Source organism: Serratia sp. P2ACOL2, from assembly GCF_003691565.1.
In the GTDB taxonomy this organism is placed as follows: domain Bacteria; phylum Pseudomonadota; class Gammaproteobacteria; order Enterobacterales; family Enterobacteriaceae; genus Serratia; species Serratia liquefaciens.
In genome coordinates this window covers 4,056,057-4,070,813 of record NZ_CP033162.1, presented here as the reverse complement: position 1 = coordinate 4,070,813, position 14,757 = coordinate 4,056,057, and the positions used below count along the sequence as shown (strand labels likewise).

Sequence of the window (14,757 nt, the reverse complement as noted above, 5' to 3'; positions counted from 1 at the left end):
CGATGCGCGGCGCGGCGACGGCACCCGGTTTTACTTCGGCTTACAACTTTCGTCACAATTATTGGCTGTAATGGCGACGGTTTAAGGTTGGTTGATGTTACTTTATAACAATAATGAGTATCGTTTGATGATGAAGTTACGATTTATTCTGGCCGGTTTTTTGACGCTTTTCAGCGCCGGTGCTGTCGCTCACCCACACAGCTTTATTGATATGAACACCACTTTCGTGGCTAAGGATCAACAGCTGGTTGGCTTGAAAATGGTTTGGGTTATGGATGAAATTACCTCGGCGGATCTGCTGTACGATGCGGAAAACGCCAAAGACGACTCGGAAGTGTGGAAGAAGTTGGCGGCGCAGGTGATGGCCAACGTGCTTGGCCAACACTATTTCACCGACATCTATCGCGACGGCAAACGAGTGAAGTACCTGAACCTGCCGACTGAATATCACCTGTCGCGTCAGGGGCATCAGGCGGTGCTGGAGTTTGTGTTGCCGCTGGCCGAGCCGCAGCCGCTGGCGGGCAAGCCGTTTGAAATCGCCACCTACGATCCCACCTACTTTGTCGATATGACCTATAAAGATAAAACGGCGCTGCATTTGCCGCCGGAAATGGCCGCTCAATGCAAGTTCAAGCTGATGACGCCAAAACCGAACTCCTCCTTGCAGGCTTATGCGTTATCCCTCGATAAGAACGATTCACCCGGTGAAGATATGGAGCTGGGGCAACAGTTTGCGCAGAAGGTCAGCCTGCAATGTCAGTAAATCTCAGCCAGCCCGCCACGCGTAAACGGCACTGGGTCTTCAGCCTGTGGCCGCTGTTGCTGTTTGCGCTGCTGCTGGCACTGGGGGCCCGGTTGGCGTGGCACTATTGGCCGCAGTTGCTGTTGCAAAGCGTGATGTGGCAAAAAGGATTGCATCTGCAGATGGCCGGTCTGTTGCAGCAGGTCAAAGCGGCACCGCAGCAAGCCGGATTGGCTTTGATGCTGTTCAGCCTGAGCTATGGGGTGTTGCATGCGCTCGGCCCCGGTCACGGCAAGGTAGTGATTGCCACCTATCTGGCTACCCATCCGGCGCGGCTGAAAAGCAGTCTGAAACTGACTTTTGCCGCCTCGTTGGTGCAGGGGCTGGTGGCTATCGCCCTGGTAACGCTGATGTTGGTGGTGCTGCAACTGTCATCACGGCAGTTGCATCAGAGCAGTTTCTGGTTGGAGAAGGGCAGTTTTGTTCTGGTGATGTTGCTCGGGGTGCTGCTCACTTGGCGCGCGTTGAAGCGTTTGTATCATGCGGTGAAAACCCTGCGTCCGCAACCGGCGTTGCGAATCAACAGCCTGCAACCTCTGCCGGCGGATCACGTTCACAGCGAGCATTGTGGCTGTGGTCACCGCCATTTGCCGAGTGATACAGAGCTGCAGGCCGGCAGCGATTGGCGTACACAGACTGCCATCGTACTGGCGATGGGTATGCGGCCCTGCTCGGGGGCGATTCTGGTATTGCTGTTTTCCAAAGTGATTGGCGTTTTCGCCTGGGGAGTGGTTTCCGCATTGGCGATGGCACTCGGCACTTCACTGACTATCTCGTTGTTGGCCTTGCTGGTGCATTACAGCCGCCGATTGGCGGTGCGACTCAGCCGCTCACGTGCGCCTGCCGCCTGGAGTGCGGTGGCCTGGGGTTCGCTGGCGCTGGCCGGCGGTTTGATTTTGCTGTTTGCCGGGTTGTTGTTATACGCCAGTGCCCAGCCGGAATTCGGCGGCGGCATTCGGCCTTTCTCCCGCTAGCAGGCATAAAAAAAGCGCTGCAGTGATTGCAGCGCTTCATTATTCAAAACAGGTTCAGGCGTGATGAGCGCAGGCAGTTTGGGTACGGCCAGCGCGGAGAACCCGGAGCGTACACGCAGTACGTGAGGAGTTCGAGCACTGCCCAAGCCTAAAATGGCCAGCGTAATAGCCTAAATTAACGCTTCAGCGCTTCGCTCAGTTCATCACGCATGGTAGAAAGCATGGCTTTCACAACGCGTGGGTTACCGGCTACCACGTTGCCGGAGCTGAAGTGGTTGTGGCCGCCAACGAAGTCGGTCACCAGGCCGCCAGATTCGCGCACCAGCAGTTCACCCGCGGCGAAATCCCATGGCTTCAGGCCAATTTCGAAGAAACCGTCCACGCGACCGGCAGCCACGTAGGCCAGATCCAGTGCGGCAGAACCGGTACGACGGAAGTCGGCACATTGGGTAAACAGCTTGCCAACCACGTTGATGTATGGCGTTGCGTGCTGCTTAACTTTGAACGGGAAGCCGGTTGCCAGGATGGTGCCATCCAGGTCTTTGGCGTTGGTGCCGCGCAGACGGTAACCGTTGAGCTGTGCGCCCTGACCGCGGGTAGCGGTGAACAGTTCGTTACGCATTGGATCGTAAACCACAGCGACTTCGGTACGGCCTTTAATGCGTACAGCGATAGAGACTGAGAAGTGTGGGAAACGTTTGATGAAGTTTGATGTGCCATCCAGTGGATCGATCACCCATTGTACGTCTTTATCTTCGCCGACCAATTCGCCGCGTTCTTCGGTAACAATAGTATGTTGCGGATAGGACTTGCGAATGACTTCGATGATCAGATGCTCTGCATCGCGATCGACGTTAGTGACAAAGTCATTGGTCCCTTTTTGACTCGCTTCTACAGCGTCTGGGGTTTCGTAGTTTTTGGCAATCAGGTTACCGGCCTTGCGCGCAGCGCGCACGGCGATCGTCAGCATCGGATGCATGGGTATCTTCCAACTAGGATGTTAAAGAACAGGAAACGGCGCGAAGTATAGCAGGTGTTCGGTAAAATGCCTACGGCTGTGTTAAGATGCTGTGATTTTCCGCTACGCTCAGAGTTTGTATGCTGCATAACATCCGCATTGTTCTGGTAGAAACCTCTCATACCGGCAACATGGGCTCGACCGCCAGAGCCATGAAAACCATGGGGCTAACCAACCTTTATCTGGTTAACCCGCTGATAAAACCCGATTCTCAGGCGATCGCCCTGGCCGCTGGCGCCAGCGATGTGATCGGCAACGCCACTATTGTTGACACTTTGGACGACGCCATTGCCGGCTGTAGCCTTGTGGTGGGTACCAGCGCGCGTTCACGCACTTTGCCGTGGCCGATGCTGGAACCCCGTGAATGCGGCGTACGCGCGGTGCACGAAGGTGAGCATGCGCCAGTGGCGTTGGTCTTCGGCCGTGAACGTGTCGGCCTGACCAATGACGAACTGCAAAAGTGTCATTATCACGTCGCCATTCCTGCCAACCCGGATTACAGCTCGCTGAATCTGGCGATGGCGGTGCAGATCCTGGCCTATGAAGTGCGCGTGGCTTATCTCGATCGTCAACAGGCGGGTGTGCCGCCGTTGGAAGAGACGCCGTATCCGCTGGTGGATGACCTCGAACGTTTCTATCAGCATCTGGAACAAACGCTGCAAAATAGCGGCTTCATTCGTCCGTCCCATCCGGGGCAGGTGATGAGTCGTTTACGCCGTTTATTCACCCGCGCACGGCCGGAAGCTCAAGAGCTGAATATTCTGCGCGGCATGCTGACGTCGATAGAGAAACAGGACAAACAGCAAGGTCATTAATTTTGGGGCTGCGTAACGGTTAAAGGTAATAGCATTAGTTATCCAAGGGTTATAACATGTATTTTATATGCATTTTGCATGGCTAAGTACAAAATGTGCTAATACTTGAGTAAATTACTAGGTTAAATAGTTGACTGATTTACTCGGGAATGTCAGACTTTCGGCCATGTTTGACCAACAGGTAACCACTTAGCTATGAGACTGACATCTAAAGGCCGTTATGCCGTAACCGCTATGCTTGACGTGGCATTGCACTCCCAGGAAGGGCCTGTCCCTCTGGCGGATATTTCTGAGCGCCAAGGTATCTCGCTCTCTTATCTGGAACAATTATTCTCCCGTCTGCGTAAAAATGGCCTGGTGGCCAGCGTACGCGGACCGGGCGGTGGTTATCTGCTGGGCAAAGACGCGGGTGAGATTGCCGTTGGTGCAGTTATCACTGCCGTCGATGAATCGGTAGATGCAACCCGTTGCCAGGGTAAAGAAGGCTGTCAGGGTGGCGATCGCTGCCTGACCCATACCCTGTGGCGCGATCTGAGCGAGCGCATCAGCGGGTTCCTGAACAACATTACGCTGGCTGAACTGGTGAACAACCAGGAAGTGCTGGTGGTGGCGGACCGTCAAAACAACGATACCCGCCGCACGGCCAACGGTCGTCCGCAAGAAACTATCAACGTTAATCTGCGCGCATAAGCAGCTGGCGATACTTTTTTTAGTTTTTGGAAGTGATATACGGAGCACAAGAGCAATGAAATTACCGATTTATCTGGATTACTCAGCAACGACGCCGGTTGATCCGCGCGTCGCTGAGAAAATGATGCAGTTTTTGACTCTGGACGGGACTTTCGGTAACCCGGCTTCCCGTTCCCACCGTTTCGGGTGGCAGGCGGAAGAAGCGGTAGATATCGCCCGTAACCAAATTGCTGAACTGGTTGGCGCTGACCCGCGCGAAATCGTGTTCACTTCCGGAGCAACCGAATCCGACAACCTGGCGATTAAAGGCGCTGCCAATTTCTATCAAAAGAAAGGCAAGCACATCATCACCAGCAAAACCGAACACAAAGCCGTGCTGGACACCTGTCGCCAGCTCGAGCGTGAAGGCTTTGAAGTGACCTACCTGGCACCGCAAAGCAACGGTATCATCAGCCTGCAAGCCCTCGAAGCCGCGATGCGCGACGACACCATTCTGGTTTCGATCATGCACGTGAACAACGAAATCGGCGTGGTGCAGGATATCGAAGCGATCGGCGAAATGTGCCGCGCACGCGGTATCATCTACCACGTTGATGCGACCCAGAGCGTGGGCAAACTGCCTATCGACCTGAGCAAATTGAAAGTCGATCTGATGTCCTTCTCCGGCCACAAGATTTATGGCCCGAAAGGTATCGGTGCGCTGTACGTGCGTCGTAAACCGCGTATCCGTATCGAAGCCCAGATCCACGGTGGCGGTCATGAGCGCGGTATGCGTTCAGGTACGTTGCCAGTGCATCAGATCGCCGGTATGGGTGAAGCCTACCGTATCGCCAAAGAAGAAATGCCGACCGAAATGGCGCGTCTGCGTACGCTGCGTGACCGACTGTGGAACGGCGTGAAAGATATGGAAGAAGTGTATCTGAACGGCGACCTGGAACACGGCGTTCCTAACATTCTGAATGTCAGCTTCAACTATGTTGAAGGTGAATCGCTGATCATGGCGCTGAAAGACCTTGCCGTCTCTTCAGGCTCCGCCTGTACCTCTGCCAGCCTTGAGCCATCTTACGTGCTGCGCGCGTTGGGTATGACCGACGAGTTGGCGCATAGCTCGATCCGTTTCTCCCTGGGGCGTTTCACCACGGAAGAAGAGATCGATTACACCATTCAACTGGTGCGTAAATCCATTGGCCGTCTGCGCGACTTGTCTCCACTGTGGGATATGTTCAAGCAGGGCGTGGATATCAACAGCATCGAATGGGCACATCATTAATTCTCAGGATTCAGGAGCAAGGTCATGGCTTACAGCGAAAAAGTAATCGATCACTATGAAAACCCGCGTAACGTGGGTTCTTTCGACAACGAAGATCCTAGCGTCGGTAGCGGTATGGTTGGCGCACCGGCTTGTGGCGACGTCATGAAGCTGCAGATCAAGGTCAACAATGAAGGCATCATTGAAGACGCGCGTTTTAAAACGTACGGCTGCGGTTCCGCCATCGCTTCCAGCTCGCTGGTGACCGAATGGATGAAAGGCAAATCTCTTGATCAGGCCGAAGCGATTAAAAACACCCAAATCGCCGAAGAACTGGAATTACCGCCGGTAAAAATTCACTGCTCTATCCTGGCGGAAGACGCCATTAAAGCAGCGATTGCCGACTACAAGAGCAAACATAACGCCAAGTAATTCTTGTGTAGGGGCGCCGTATGCCGCGCCCGCATTGATTGGGGCGAATATATTCGCCCCCTACACCGGTTAGCCCCCCAACATCGGTTTTGCTACAGGTTGGGAATATTGAGTATGAGGTTGTGATGTCAATTACCATGAGCGACAGCGCTGCGCAGCGTGTTCAGGCATTTATGAATAACCGCGGCAAGGGTCTTGGCCTGCGTCTGGGGGTGAGAACCTCTGGCTGCTCCGGGATGGCGTACGTGCTGGAATTTGTTGACGAAATGAACGATGACGACATCGTTTTTGAAAACAAAGGCGTTAAGGTGATCATTGACGGCAAGAGCCTGGTCTACCTTGACGGCACCGAGCTTGATTTCGTTAAGGAAGGCCTGAACGAAGGCTTCAAGTTCAACAACCCCAATGTCTCAAGCGAGTGCGGCTGCGGCGAAAGTTTCAACGTCTGACAGTCCGTCAAGCTCCCCCGCCGGCGCGGGGGAACTTCATCCGATAAAGCCCAGAGCACGCTATGGATTACTTTACTTTATTCGGGCTGCCAGTTCGCTATCTCGTGGACGGCAGCCTGCTTGCATCTCGCTATCAGGATCTGCAACGTCAATTCCATCCCGATCGCAATGCTCTCCAGCCGGAACGCGAACGCCTGATGGCGTTGCAACAGGCGGCGACTATCAATGAAGCCTACCAAACGCTGAAGCACCCATTAAAACGCGCAGAGTATATGTTATCTTTGCACGGTTTTGATTTGGGCAACGAGCAGCATACCCTGCGGGATACCGCTTTCCTGATGGAACAGCTGGAATTGCGTGAAGAGCTCGACGCCATTGAGCGTAAAGCGGAGGCGGAAAGCCTGCTGGCCGACTTTGGCGCGCGGGTGAACGAAACGGTCAAACAGCGCACTGCGCTGATGGTGCAGCAGCTGGATAACCAGCAGTGGCCCGAGGCCGCCGATACCGTGCGCAAGCTACGCTTTTTGGACAAACTCCAGCAACAGGTTGAACAACTCGAAGAAAAACTGCTGGGTTTTGAGTAAAACCCTATGAATTTCGAGTTACGGCTAGGCGGCCAGCTCGCTCATCCCCGGGCGCTTACTTAAGTAACCGGGGTGAGCGACAAATCTGTCGGGAACAGATTTGAACGCTGCTTGCAGCGGCCCTGAAAGGGCAAGGACCATGGATGGGCCTTGTAAGCAGCTAACAACGCTATAACTTGAAAAGCGACGGGTACACCTTCTGATTGTGGAAGCTTCAATATGGCCTTATTACAAATTAGTGAGCCCGGCCTCAGCGCCGCGCCGCACCAGCGCCGTCTGGCTGCCGGTATTGATTTAGGCACCACCAACTCTCTGGTCGCCACGGTCCGCAGCGGGCAGGCGGAAACGCTGGCCGATGCCCAGGGGCGCGATTTACTGCCCTCGGTGGTGCACTATCAGTCTGACACCTTGCGTGTCGGCTGGGATGCGCGCCAGCAGGCCGCACAGGATCCCGCCAACACCATCAGCTCAATCAAACGCATGATGGGCCGTTCTCTGGCCGACGTACAGCAGCGTTACCCGAACCTGCCGTACCAGTTCCAGGCCAGCGATAACGGCTTGCCGATGATCCTTACCGCCGCCGGTCCGGTTAACCCGGTAGGCGTTTCCGCCGATATCCTCAAAGCGCTTGCCGCGCGTGCGCAAACCGCGCTGGAAGGGGATTTGGACGGCGTGGTGATCACCGTTCCCGCGTATTTTGACGATGCACAGCGCCAGGGCACCAAGGACGCTGCGCGTCTGGCCGGGCTGCACGTGCTGCGCCTGCTGAACGAACCTACGGCGGCGGCGATTGCCTATGGCCTGGATTCCGGGCAGGAAGGCATCATCGCGGTTTACGATTTGGGCGGCGGCACCTTTGATATTTCCATTCTGCGGCTGAGCCGCGGCGTGTTCGAAGTGTTGGCCACCGGCGGCGATTCCGCGTTGGGCGGCGACGACTTTGACCACCTGCTGGCCGATTGGCTGCGGGAACAGGCCGGCGTGGCCGACCGTAGCGATCACGGGGTTCAGCGTCAACTGCTGGACGCAGCCATTGCCGCCAAGATAGCTCTGAGCGATGCCGACAGCGTGAGCGTGGAAGTTGCCGGTTGGCAGGGCGAAGTGACGCGAGCACAGTTCGACGCTTTGATCGCCACACTGGTTAAACGCACCCTGATGGCTTGCCGCCGTGCGCTGAAAGACGCCGGCGTCAATGCTGAAGACGTGTTGGAAGTGGTGATGGTTGGCGGTTCCACTCGCGTACCTTTGGTGCGCGAGCAGGTAGGCGCGTTCTTTGGCCGCACGCCGCTGACCTCGATTGATCCCGATAAAGTGGTCGCCATCGGTGCCGCCATTCAGGCCGATATTCTGGTGGGCAACAAGCCGGACAGCGACATGCTGCTGCTGGACGTGATCCCGCTGTCGCTGGGTCTGGAAACCATGGGTGGTCTGGTCGAAAAAGTGATCCCGCGCAACACCACCATTCCGGTGGCGCGTGCCCAGGAATTCACCACTTTCAAAGACGGCCAAAGCGCGATGATGATCCACGTGCTGCAGGGTGAGCGTGAGCTGGTGCAGGATTGCCGTTCGCTGGCGCGCTTCTCGCTACGTGGCTTACCGCCGCTGCCTGCCGGTGGCGCGCATATTCGCGTCACCTTCCAGGTGGATGCCGACGGCCTGTTGAGCGTTACCGCGATGGAGAAATCCACCGGCGTTGAGGCTTCGATTCAGGTTAAACCGTCGTACGGCCTTTCTGACGCCGAAATCGCCGGTATGATCAAAGACTCGATGGCCAATGCGCAGAGCGATGTTGGCGCACGCAAACTGGCAGAACAGCGGGTAGAGGCGTCTCGGGTGCTGGAAAGCCTGCAGGGCGCACTGGCAAGCGATGCTGCTTTACTGAGCGAGGCCGAAAGTACGGCGATCGCCGCTGCGGTGGACGCTTTGCAACAGGCGACGCAGGGCACCGATCCTGCCGCTATCGAAGCCGCAATAAAAACATTAGATGCACAAACGCAAGACTTTGCCGCGCGCCGCATGGATGCTTCCATTCGCCGTGCGCTGGCTGGCCATTCTGTGGATGAGGTTTAATCATGCCTAAAATTGTTTTCCTGCCCCATCAAGATTTATGCCCGGAGGGGGCGGTACTGGAAGCTGAGCAAGGGGAGTCAATCCTCAACGTTGCACTGCGCAACGGTATCGAAATTGAGCATGCCTGCGAGAAATCCTGCGCCTGCACCACCTGTCACTGCATCGTGCGCGAAGGCTTTGACTCTCTTGAAGAGAGCAGCGAGCTGGAAGACGACATGCTGGACAAGGCCTGGGGTCTGGAGCCGGAAAGCCGCCTGAGCTGCCAGGCGCTGGTGGCCGACGAAGATTTGGTGGTCGAAATGCCGCGTTATACCGTTAACCATGCGCGTGAGCATTAATTGCTAGCCGCGGCGCAGAGCTGGAGATAATAATGGGACTGAAGTGGACCGATAGCCGTGAAATCGGCGAAGCCCTGTACGACCAATACCCGGATACCGATCCGAAAACCGTACGTTTTACCGACATGCATCAGTGGATTTGCGATCTGGAAGATTTTGACGACGATCCACAGGCTTCCAATGAGAAAATACTGGAAGCGATCCTGCTGGTCTGGTTAGATGAAGCGGAGTAAATAGCGTAACGGGCTGCCATAGGCGGCCCGTTTATTTTGTATCCGACACGATTAATAAAAGAATAATCCGGAGTAAGAAGGCTATGACAACTGAATTCATGCAGGTAACGCTGTCGAACCAACCTGCCGACGCTCGCTGGGGCGAGAAAGCGCTGCTGAGCACTGATGATCGAGGAATGACCATTCACCTGATCGGCAACGACAAGCTGGGGGGCATCCAGCGTGCTGCCCGCAAGATTGACGGCCAAGGTGTCAAGAACGTCAAACTGGCCGGCGATGGCTGGGATCTGGAGAACAGCTGGGCGTTCTGGCAAGGTTTCCGCGGGCCAAAAGGCAAGCGCAGCGTCGAATGGGCAGAGCTGCCGGAAGCGGAACGCAAAGAGCTGGAACAGCGTCTGAAGATTGTTGACTGGGTACGCGACACCATCAATATGCCGGCGGAAGAGCTGGGGCCGGAACAACTGGCTACGCGCGCGGTTGATCTGATGTGTGACGTTGGCTGCGATGCCGTCAGCTATCGTATTACCAAGGGTGAAGATCTGCGCGAGCAAAACTACGCCGGTATTCACACCGTGGGCCGGGGCTCCGATCGTTCACCGGTGCTGTTGGCACTGGACTTCAACCCGACCGGCAACCCGGAAGCGCCGGTATTTGCTTGCCTGGTGGGCAAAGGCATCACCTTTGACACCGGTGGCTACAGCCTGAAGCAAAGTGCATTTATGGATTCCATGAAAGCGGATATGGGCGGTGCGGCCACCATTACCGGCGCACTGGCGCTGGCGGCGGCACGTGGTCTGAAACAGCGCGTGAAACTCTATCTGTGCTGCGCCGATAACATGGTTAGCGGCCACGCCTTCAAACTGGGTGACATCATCCGTTATCGTAACGGCAAAACCGTTGAGGTTATGAACACCGATGCGGAAGGGCGCCTGGTACTGGCTGACGGACTGATCGATGCTTCTGCACAAAACCCTGAGTTGATCATCGACTGCGCCACCCTGACCGGTGCGGCGAAAACGGCGGTGGGTAACGATTACCATGCGTTGTTCAGCTTCGATGATGCTTTGGCACAGGAACTGCTGACCAGCGCGGCTGCCGAGCAAGAGCCTTTCTGGCGCCTGCCGTTGGCTGAGTTCCACCGCAGCCAACTGCCGTCCAACTTTGCTGAACTGAACAATATTGCCGGTCCGGCCTATACTGCCGGTGCCAGCACCGCGGCTGCATTCCTGTCGCATTTTGTGCAGAATTATCAGAAAGGCTGGTTGCACATTGACTGCTCCGCCACTTACCGTAAGGGCGCGGTGGATCAATGGTCTGCCGGTGCGACCGGTCTGGGTGTGCGTGCCCTGGCCAACCTGTTGCTGAGCAAAGCCAAATAATGGCATGCCCGCCTTGGCGGGCGGCTTGAACGTCGTTTTATTGTCGGGGCCCAGCATGCTGGGCCCCGTTATTTGATTGCTGGAGTTTGTCATGAGTTCTCACCATCACGATACCGCCACAGGCGAAAACGAACTTGAACGCCTGCTGAAGCTGGCGGTGACCGAGCCGGCCCATCGCCCGGCGTTTTTCCGTGAGTTGCTCGACGCGACAGTGTTGATCCTCGGTGACAGCGAACAGGTACAGCATGGCGGTGACATCACGCTGAACGCCGATACGCCGGTGAATATTCAGCACTGGGAAAAACAGGACGGCGGCAGCATCATTCCGTTTTTTAGCTCGGTAGAAGCGCTGCAAAAGGCCGTTGAAGACGAACAGCCGTTTATCGCCATGCCGGCGCGGGTATTGTTCGAAATCACTCAGGGCGCGGATCTGTTCCTCAACCCTAAGGCCGAGTACGGCAAAGAGTTTTATCCTGAAGAAGTGGCAATGCTGCTGGCCACCGGTGGCGTAGCCAAACCGGCGGAACGTTATATCGACAAGGATACCCAGATCCTGTTGGGTCAGCCGGAGGAGTACCCATCGGCGATGGTCGATGCCTTGACCACGCTTTTCAGTCAACGCAAGCCGGTACGCCGTGCGTTTTTGGCGCTGATGCACGATCAGGCGGTCGACGAAAAACCAAATCTGTTGGTCGGACTGGAAGTGGACGGTGAGCCGGCGGAAATTGAAGCGCTGATCAACGAAGCAGGAAGCGTTGCCAGCGAAACTGCGCCCAATGACGAGCCGGTAGATTTTTGTCTGGTCTCTGAAAAGGAGCGTGGGGTCAGCCATTACCTGATCACCCATACCCAACCCTTCTACCAGCGCCGCTGGGGCAGTTGGCTGCGTAATATCATTCCTTCGACCGACAAAACCCAATAATCCTGCTTTTCGCTACCGGCGCGCATTCTGCCGGTAGCGCTTGCTTTTTCCTGCTGATCAAAGCGACGGTTTTAATCGCGCAAGCCCTGCAATGGCGCTTTCAAGATATTGACGCGGGCAGCCGAGATTGAGGCGGATAAATCCTTTTCCCTGTTCGCCAAAACTGACGCCCATGGAGGCAGCAATTTTTGACTGGTGGATCAGCGCCTGTTGAAGCGCATTGTCATCCAGGCCCAAAGCGCGACAATCCAGCCAGGCAAGATAGGTGCCTTCGGCCCGGGTCATTTTGCACCAGGGGGCGGCATAGGCTAAGGCCTGTTCAAACCAGCGCCGGTTGTCTGCCAGATATTGCTGCAGAGCATCAAGCCAGGTTTCCCCTTGCTGATAGGCGGCCGTGGCGGCGGTCATCGACAGCGCATTGAAGACATCCAACCCATGGGCATTGAGGCGTTCGACAAACGCATTTCGGGTTTGATCGTTGGGGATCAGGAAGTTTGAGATGCGCAGTGACGACAGGCCAAAGCTCTTGCTGGCGGAAGTCGCAGAAATCACATGGTCTTGCCAGCTCTCGTCCAGATGCAGCACGGAGGTGAAGGTCTCACCGGGCAGCAGCAGATCGGCCCAGATTTCATCGGAGATAACCGTTACGCCATAGCGGCTGCACAGCGTCATCAACTGCGTCAGTTCGTCGCGGGTCCAGCACCGGCCCGTTGGGTTATGCGGATTGCACAGCAGCAGCAACGGGGGCTTGCGCTGTTCAAAACACGCCTCCAGATGATCGAAGTCGAATTGATAGCCTTGCGGGCCGAGGGCTAAAGGATTTTCAAGCACCTCTCTGCCGTTCAGGGTAACGATCTTGGCAAAAGATCCGTAGTACGGCCCCTGGATCACGATCGGATCTCCGGGCTGGCTTAGCAGTTGGATCAGGATCGCCAGACCGGGAACCACGCCTTCGATGGAGGTGAACCACTCCCGCTGCAAAGGCAACTGGTGCCGTTTCGCGAACCAGTCCATCACCGCCTGGTAATACTGGTCATCGCGTTCGCTGTAACCGAATATGCCGTGTTCAACGCGGTGATGCAGCGCCTGTCGGACTTCCTGCGGACACTGGAAGTCAAAATCTGACACCCACATCGGCAGCAGGTCGGTTTCATCGAGTTGCAGATAGCGGTCGATAAAGTCCCATTTCACCGAGCCGGTGTGGTGGCGGTTGATGATCTGGTTAAAATCGGTTTTTTTCACGTCAGGCTTCCTTACGCTGTAAATCTTGCTGTGGCTGTATCTTGGCGATCCCGAACCCGGTAAACCCGTAAATCAGGGCGAATACCACGGCGGCGTAGCATTGGATGGCCCAGGGCAGCAAATCCAGCGTGCTGACCCCCAGGGTGGTCGCCATATAAATGCCTGCGGCGGTCCACGGGATTAACGGTTCAATGACGGTGCCTGCATCTTCTACGGTCCGCGACAGGTTTTTATTGTCCAGGCCCATGCGGCGATAGGCGCCTTTGAAGAGTTCAGCGGGGATCAGCAGCGCCAATTTGCCGTCGCTGGTGGCGCCGGTGACCAGAATGGTGGTTGCAACCGTTGCGGCGATCAGTTGGCCGGTAGTGTGAACCACTTTCAGCAGCCGATTGATGATGACGGTCAATGCCCCGGTCAGGGTTAATGCGCCCGCAAAGGAAAAGGCGCAGAAGACCAGCAGGATGGTGCTCATCATCGAAAACATACCGCCCCGGTTGAGCAGGCGAGGCACATCTTCGACGATACCGTTGATGCCGTGCCCTTGAGTGGCAAACATTGAAAGGTTAAAACCATCCATCAGCGCATTTAAGCCTTGTTGCAGACTGAACCCCTGCAGAAGTACGCCGATGGCGATAGCCAGCGCACAGGCTGCCAGCATGACCGGGATCACCGGGCGTTTGGTCACCGCGCCCCACAGCACCAAAACCGGGGGCAGGATTAGCAACAGGTTGAAGTGATAAAGGCTCTCTAGCGCCGTCACGATCTCGGTGACTTTTTCCGGTGTAGCCACGCTGCCGACGGCGCTGGTGTGTCCGGCAATCAGATACACCACCGCCGCTAAAATGAAGCTCGGAAGCGTCGTATACATCAGGTGCTGGATATGGCTGTAAAGGTCGGTGTCCGCAACGATGGCCGCGAAATTGGTTGAGTCAGACAATGGGGAGATTTTGTCGCCAAAATAGGCCCCGGAAACGACGGCGCCCGCGGCGGCGGCCAATGGCACATCCAGCCCGGCGGCTACGCCCATCAGCGCGACCCCGACGGTGCCTGCTGCCCCCCAGGATGTACCGGTACACACGGAAATCACGCTGGTAATGAAGAACGCGGCGATCAGGATATATTGAGGGCTGATCAGTTTGAGCCCCCAATAAACCATATAAGGAATGGTACCGCTGAACATCCAGGTGCCGATCAGCCCGCCCACACAAATCAATATCATAATCACCGGCATGGCTTTGGCCAGCTTGGCGACGATGGAATCAATGATGTCGTCCCAGCGATAGCCCTGCCAGTAGGCCAGCGCAGCGGCAATGCCGGCGGAAGCCAGCAGCAGCGGTTCGATCCGCAGACCCAGTTGGCCATAGCCTATGATAAGCAGCAACAGCATGGCCACAATGGGGAGCATCGCTAACCCCAGGTTGAGCTTCTTTTTGTCATTCATTTACAACTCCGGTTAAGGATGGGGAAGTGACGCAAGCCTAATGAATTTGCAGTGAATGAGGTGTGAGCGCGGGCCATTGGCGATGTAATCGATTACATGAAGGCGCGTTATGTGAGTGA

16 protein-coding genes are annotated in these 14,757 nt (G+C 56.0%); 13 read left to right on the top strand and 3 right to left on the bottom strand.

The window, feature by feature from the left end; genetic code table 11:
* Positions 1-94 precede the first annotated feature (94 nt).
* On the top strand, positions 95-763 hold the full coding sequence (locus EBA31_RS19730) for a DUF1007 family protein (protein ID WP_122080026.1): 669 nt from the start codon (positions 95-97) through the stop codon (positions 761-763).
* Positions 754-1,776 (top strand): nickel/cobalt transporter, encoded by a 1,023-nt coding sequence (locus tag EBA31_RS19725; RefSeq protein WP_122080025.1) that lies wholly within the window; start codon positions 754-756, stop codon positions 1,774-1,776. The genes EBA31_RS19730 and EBA31_RS19725 overlap by 10 nt, the downstream gene beginning before the upstream one ends.
* A gap of 175 nt (positions 1,777-1,951) precedes the next feature.
* Here EBA31_RS19725 and suhB read toward each other — a convergent pair whose 3' ends face one another.
* A complete protein-coding gene (suhB, locus tag EBA31_RS19720; protein WP_020828168.1) occupies positions 1,952-2,755 on the bottom strand; it encodes an inositol-1-monophosphatase in 804 nt (267 codons plus the stop codon).
* A 119-nt stretch (positions 2,756-2,874) separates the two neighbouring features.
* On the opposite strand from suhB, the gene trmJ reads away from it, so the two are divergent.
* From trmJ to sseB, 11 genes are all read left to right on the top strand, one after another.
* The gene (trmJ, locus tag EBA31_RS19715) at positions 2,875-3,609 is read left to right on the top strand and encodes a tRNA (cytosine(32)/uridine(32)-2'-O)-methyltransferase TrmJ (RefSeq protein ID WP_020828167.1); all 735 of its coding nucleotides are present in this window, start codon (positions 2,875-2,877) and stop codon (positions 3,607-3,609) included.
* 195 nt (positions 3,610-3,804) lie between these two features.
* Entirely contained in the window at positions 3,805-4,299 is a 495-nt protein-coding gene (gene iscR / locus EBA31_RS19710) for a Fe-S cluster assembly transcriptional regulator IscR (RefSeq protein WP_020828166.1), read from the top strand.
* A 55-nt stretch (positions 4,300-4,354) separates the two neighbouring features.
* Positions 4,355-5,569 (top strand): IscS subfamily cysteine desulfurase, encoded by a 1,215-nt coding sequence (locus EBA31_RS19705; RefSeq protein ID WP_020828165.1) that lies wholly within the window; start codon positions 4,355-4,357, stop codon positions 5,567-5,569.
* A 24-nt stretch (positions 5,570-5,593) separates the two neighbouring features.
* Complete coding sequence (gene iscU, locus EBA31_RS19700; protein ID WP_020828164.1) at positions 5,594-5,980, top strand: Fe-S cluster assembly scaffold IscU; 387 nt, start codon at positions 5,594-5,596, stop codon at positions 5,978-5,980.
* A 125-nt stretch (positions 5,981-6,105) separates the two neighbouring features.
* A complete protein-coding gene (gene iscA / locus EBA31_RS19695) occupies positions 6,106-6,429 on the top strand; it encodes an iron-sulfur cluster assembly protein IscA (protein WP_004952089.1) in 324 nt (107 codons plus the stop codon).
* A 62-nt stretch (positions 6,430-6,491) separates the two neighbouring features.
* On the top strand, positions 6,492-7,013 hold the full coding sequence (gene hscB, locus EBA31_RS19690) for a co-chaperone HscB (RefSeq protein WP_020828163.1): 522 nt from the start codon (positions 6,492-6,494) through the stop codon (positions 7,011-7,013).
* Positions 7,014-7,232: 219 nt separating this feature from the next.
* The gene (gene hscA, locus EBA31_RS19685) at positions 7,233-9,083 is read left to right on the top strand and encodes a Fe-S protein assembly chaperone HscA (RefSeq protein ID WP_122080024.1); all 1,851 of its coding nucleotides are present in this window, start codon (positions 7,233-7,235) and stop codon (positions 9,081-9,083) included.
* A gap of 2 nt (positions 9,084-9,085) precedes the next feature.
* Positions 9,086-9,421: an ISC system 2Fe-2S type ferredoxin gene (gene fdx / locus EBA31_RS19680; RefSeq protein ID WP_004952086.1), complete on the top strand. Its 336-nt coding sequence runs from the start codon at positions 9,086-9,088 to the stop codon at positions 9,419-9,421.
* Positions 9,422-9,453: 32 nt separating this feature from the next.
* Positions 9,454-9,654, top strand: coding sequence for a Fe-S cluster assembly protein IscX (gene iscX / locus EBA31_RS19675; RefSeq protein ID WP_020828161.1), 201 nt, complete (start codon positions 9,454-9,456; stop codon positions 9,652-9,654).
* A gap of 83 nt (positions 9,655-9,737) precedes the next feature.
* Complete coding sequence (pepB, locus tag EBA31_RS19670; RefSeq protein WP_162302907.1) at positions 9,738-11,033, top strand: aminopeptidase PepB; 1,296 nt, start codon at positions 9,738-9,740, stop codon at positions 11,031-11,033.
* 91 nt (positions 11,034-11,124) lie between these two features.
* Entirely contained in the window at positions 11,125-11,955 is an 831-nt protein-coding gene (gene sseB, locus EBA31_RS19665; RefSeq protein ID WP_020828159.1) for an enhanced serine sensitivity protein SseB, read from the top strand.
* Between the two features lie 57 nt (positions 11,956-12,012).
* Here the strand turns inward: sseB and EBA31_RS19660 are convergent, their stop codons facing one another.
* Positions 12,013-13,197, bottom strand: coding sequence for a MalY/PatB family protein (locus EBA31_RS19660; protein ID WP_122080023.1), 1,185 nt, complete (start codon positions 13,195-13,197; stop codon positions 12,013-12,015).
* A gap of 1 nt (position 13,198) precedes the next feature.
* Positions 13,199-14,638 carry a Na+/H+ antiporter NhaC gene (nhaC, locus tag EBA31_RS19655; protein ID WP_020828157.1) on the bottom strand — a complete coding sequence of 480 codons (1,440 nt, stop codon included), beginning with the start codon at positions 14,636-14,638 and terminating at the stop codon, positions 13,199-13,201.
* Between the last annotated feature and the right edge of the window lie 119 nt (positions 14,639-14,757).